Origin of the sequence: Actinoplanes sp. NPDC048791, from assembly GCF_040650095.1 — a bacterium.
Lineage (GTDB): Bacteria > Actinomycetota > Actinomycetes > Mycobacteriales > Micromonosporaceae > Actinoplanes.
In genome coordinates this window covers 1-4,478 of the sequence record NZ_JBEZGQ010000720.1, presented here as the reverse complement: position 1 = coordinate 4,478, position 4,478 = coordinate 1, and the positions used below count along the sequence as shown (strand labels likewise).

The following is a 4,478-nucleotide window of genomic DNA, read 5'->3' as shown; positions in this document are numbered from 1 at the left end:
GGCCGCCCCGCGCCGCGACGGCCCGGGCCGCCAGCAGAGCAGCAGCGTCGGCCGGCGCCAGCTGCGGGATCCGCCAGACCAGTTCTCCGGGTACGCCGAGCGACGTGCGCGAGGTGGCGAGGACGTCCAGCCGCCGGCAACTGGCCAGCAGCCGGCGCACCAGCTCCCGCGCGGCGTGGTGCCGGGCCTCGCAGGTGTCGAGGATCAGCAGGGTACGGCCCTCGGCGCACCGCTCGATGAGGCTGTCGAGCAAGGGACGGGCCGGCTCACGCCGGACACCCATCGCGGCGGCCAGCGCCTCGGCCGGATGTTCCTCGGCGAGATCGACAAGCCAGATGCCATCCGGGTACGCGGCCCGCAGCTCCTCGGCGACGGCCACGGCGAGCCGGCTCTTACCGGCCCCGCCCGCGCCGGCCACGGTGACCAGGCGATGCGTGGAGATGAGTCCCTTGAGCTCGGCCATCTCACTTTGCCGCCCGACGAACGGAGTGACGGCGGCCGGCAGGTTGTCCACAGGCGCGCCGGGTGTGCGCGGCCGGGGGAAGTCGCGTTCGAGCCCGGGAGCGACAAGCTGGAAGAGCCGCTCGGCGTCGTCGAAACCACGCAACCGGAACGGGCCCAGGTCGAGCAGGTCGACGCTCTCGATCAGAGGTGCCTGCGGCGCCCGGTGCTCCCGGTGCTGCCTTGAGCCGCCGGCCCCCACTCCCACGAGCTCCGCATTGCTGGGAACCAGGTCGGGCGACCAGGTGGAAACGGCGAGGGCGGTCGCCTCGGAGCAGAGCACCTGACCACCGTGCGCGGCGGCGGCGACCCGAGCGGCGCGATGCACCTCGGCGCTCGTGTACTCACCGGCGACCGGAACGGCCCAACCGGTGTGCAGGCCCATCCGGACGCGCGGGGCCGCGTCGGCACTCGGCCACGGGTACGCGGCGAGTGCACGCTGTGCTGCCACACAGGCGGAGACGGCAGCGGCGGCGTCCCGGAACGCCACGAAAAAGGAGTCACCCTCAGTGAAAAGCTCGGCGCCGGCGTAATTACTCAGCGCTGCGCGCACGACGCCACGATGGGCATTGAGCACACGGCCATAACCTTCGCCGAGCATCCGGGCGAGCCGCGTGGACCCCTCGATGTCCGTAAACATGAAGGTCACAAGCCCGCTCGGCAGCTCGGTCCGTCCCGACACGGTGAGAACCTCCGCCCCCTTGGGAAGTCGCGCTTCATGCTGCCGTACCGCAATCACACGGCACATCGTAGGAACGGTCGGTAACCGCCCTCCCGCCACGGCCGACCCCGCAAGGGCGACCCACGGTAGGGGTCATCGACGGTCACGCACGGCACTACGCGTGACGTAACGACGAGGTTCACGTTCTGGTTGCGCCGCAGTCGGTCAATTCCACCGACCCGTTCGGACGGCCCCGCAGGAGTAGCCCTTTGTGCGACTCCATGAGGTCACCCGACGATCACCACAGTGTTACGCCGCGGGACCGGCCACAGTCGACTGAAATAGCAGATGCCGGTGGGGGGCTCGGTGATACGTCGGGTTGGAAATCGGTGGTGGGCTCGTGTGCGGCTGCCTCATTTCGGGCCGGTTCGGGCTGGCCGGTTCGGGCTGGCCGGTTCGGGCTGGGTTCGGGCTGGCCGGTTCGGTTCGGGCGGGCCGGTCGGGGCCGGGCCGGTTCGGTTCGGGCTGGGCGGGTTCGGGCCGGTTCGGGCCGTGGGCTTGGGTTGTGGCTGCTCGGGTTTTGCGCCGTTGTTGAGCTTTCTGGGTTTAGGTGGTTGGAGGGTCAGCCTTGCGGGTGGCAGTTGGGTGACGGACGTTCTGTCCGGGTCCGGTAGGTGGGTCCGGGTAGTTGGTTCTGGTTGGGCGAGATCGGTGGGGGGTGGGAATCGGGCTTGGGGAGCCCGATCGGGCCTTCCTGGGTAGTGGTTTCGGCGCGGGCTGCCGGTCGCGGCTGCGGATTGTGATTCCGGCGGGTGGCCGGTCAGGCGGCCCAGGTTGGGATCCGGCACGGGCAGCCGGTCAACGGCCCAATGTTGGTTCCGGCCGCCGGAGCCAGTAGCGCCACCCGGGTCGCTGTCCTGCGCGGGTAGCCGGCCGGGCTTGCGCCAGGAGTTGATCCGGCGCGCAGCCGATGGGGGTGGAGGCGGACGTGCTGCGCGGGAAGGCCAAGCCACCCAGGTCGCAGCCCGGCGCGGGTGGTTGGTCAGACCGCCTCGGCCGCGGTGCGGGACGGCACTAGTTGTGCCGACGGGTGGGCGGCCTCGACGTCGGCCGGCGGCGGTCTGAAATGTGGCCGCCTCGGCCGGAGACTTGCCTCGGCGCTGCTGGGCCACCAGCAGGAGGCTGGATGCATGCTGCTGTCGCTAGGGAGGCCGCCACGGCCGACGGCGAGCAGGATGCTGCCTGCTGCCGTTAACCAATCCGCCCTTATCGGGAGCGAGCCGCGTGCGGCCGCTGCCGACTTGACTCGGCGGGCGTAAACGCCGGGCAACCCCGAGGGCGGCGGGCGTAAACGCCGGGCACTCCGAGGGCTGGGCCTTTCAGCAGCCGCAGGCGCCGCCGCAACAGCCTCCGCCCCCACCGCCGCCCGATTGCGGCGCGGGCATGGCGCCACTGCGGCCTGTCACGGCGACTGTGGACAGGAGTTTCACGGTGTCGGCGTGGCCCTGGGGGCACGTCGCGGGGGCGGCGGATTCGGCCATCGGCCGGTTCAGCTCGAAGGTGTCGCCGCAGGCGCGGCAGCGAAAGTCATAGCGCGGCATGGAGACAGGGTATGGCTCCGCTGTGACAGTTCGTCGCCCTGGTTGGCTGGGCTGTGGATGACGCATCGGGCTGAGTCCATGGGCGCCGGGGGTCGCTGTCGCCCGGTAGTGTCTTTCGGGTGGCGGATGGGCAGGACAGATCCCCGAAGCGGCGCGGGCCACGGCCTCCGGCGCCGCATCTTGACGGGCCCCTGGGCAGCTCCGGCGCGGCGCCTGAGGAGGAGTTTCCGGCGGCGGGTTCGGTGGGGGGCGATGATGCCGGGCGGCCGATTGGTCGGTCCGGCGAGTCAAGTTCAGGGACGGTGTCGTCCGACAAGTCGGACTCGGTTGCCGAGAAGGTGACCGGTCGCCCTGGCGGCACATACCAGCCGCGCGTTGTGGCGACCGGTGCCACGAGTGGCACATACCAGCCGAAGGTTGTGGCAACCGGCGCTACGAGCGCTGCGGCTGCCGGGCCGGGAACAGGCGCCGCCGATGCGACCGAAAAGGGCGAGAACGCCGCTAGCTCCACGGCACCGTCGAGCGGCGGCGCCGCGCCGGCTGCGGGCGCGCCGGCTGCGGGCGCTACGACTGCGGGCGCCACGACTAGGGCATCGGCGGAAACGGCAGGCAAGGCAGATGTGAAGGCCGGGCCGGAGGAGAAGGCCGACAACGGAAAGGCGGCCCCCGGGCCTGCCACGGACGGCAAGGCCGCGGACGGCGAGGGTGCAGACGGCGAGGGTGCAGACGGCAAGGACAAGGGTTCGGCCGCGACGGCCAAGCCAGACGGGGAGAATCCTGCCGACGCCACCGCAGCGGCCGGCGCACTCAGCGGCGGCAAGCCGGCGGAAAAGACCAAGTCCGGATACAAGCCCTACTCCGCCGACAAGGCCGCCGGAACCGACAAGGCGACCGAGCCCGGCAAGGCCACCGAGCCCGGCAAGGCCACCGAGCCCGGCAAGGCGACCGAGCCCGGCAAGGCCACCGAGCCCGGCAAGGCCACCGAGCCCGGCAAGGCCACCGAGCCCGGCAAGGCGACCGGAACCGGCAAGGCGACAGGGACCGGCGAGGCGACCGAGCCCGGCAAGGCCGCGGACGACAAGCCGACCGGGATCGACAAAGCCGCCGGGACCGAGAAGGAAGCTCCCCCCGGAGACAAGACGGACAAGGGCAGCACTCCCCCGGACAAGACCGCAACCGAAGGCAAGACCGACGCCGGCAGCAAGGCCGACGACAAAGACGAGCCCAAGGACAAAGACGAGCCCAAGGACAAAGACAAGGCCGAGGGCAAAGACAAGGCCGAGGACAAGACCGAGGGCAAAGACAAGGCCGGGAAAGACGGCAAGCCCGGGGACAAGACCCCGAGCACAACCACCCCCACAGCAGCCGCAGTAGCCGCCGCCTCGCAGGGTCGGACCACCCGGGTGCTGCGCCGGGCCAACCCCGTACGCGTAGTGCGCAGCACCGCCCGCAGCACCTCAGCCTGGGCCAAACGTCCCAGCGGCCGCCTCATCCTCCCCGCCGTCATCGCCGTTCTTCTTCTCGGCGCCGCCGGGACAGCCGGTGCTTATCTCGTACCGCGGGCTTTGCAGTCTGTGCCGACGCCCAGCGTGACGCCCGGTTTCGGCCTTGACGCCGACGCTTCGGCCGGGGCCTCTGGCGGGGCATTGCCGGGGCCCGGCGGACTGCCCAGCGCTTCCGCCCCGGTCGTCGGCGGCGTCGTGCCGGGCACCCAG

At 71.4% G+C, this 4,478-nt stretch carries 2 protein-coding genes and 1 pseudogene; 1 reads left to right on the top strand and 2 read right to left on the bottom strand.

Annotation, left to right across the window (positions count from 1 at the left end; all coding sequences use genetic code 11):
- On the bottom strand, positions 1–1,141 hold a 1,141-nt coding region (locus AB0C29_RS35400; protein ID WP_360829793.1), incomplete at its 3' end, for an adenylate/guanylate cyclase domain-containing protein.
- A 1,400-nt stretch (positions 1,142–2,541) separates the two neighbouring features.
- Entirely contained in the window at positions 2,542–2,763 is a 222-nt protein-coding gene (locus AB0C29_RS35395) for a zinc ribbon domain-containing protein (RefSeq protein WP_360829790.1), read from the bottom strand.
- 302 nt (positions 2,764–3,065) lie between these two features.
- On the opposite strand from AB0C29_RS35395, the pseudogene AB0C29_RS35390 reads away from it, so the two are divergent.
- A pseudogene (locus AB0C29_RS35390) lies at positions 3,066–4,478 on the top strand (hypothetical protein); the annotation flags it as partial.

Excerpts from the sequence above, each read along its gene's own strand:
- AB0C29_RS35395 (WP_360829790.1), bottom strand. The coding sequence starts at position 2,763 with ATGCCGCGCTATGACTTTCGCTGCCGCGCCTGCGGCGACACCTTCGAG.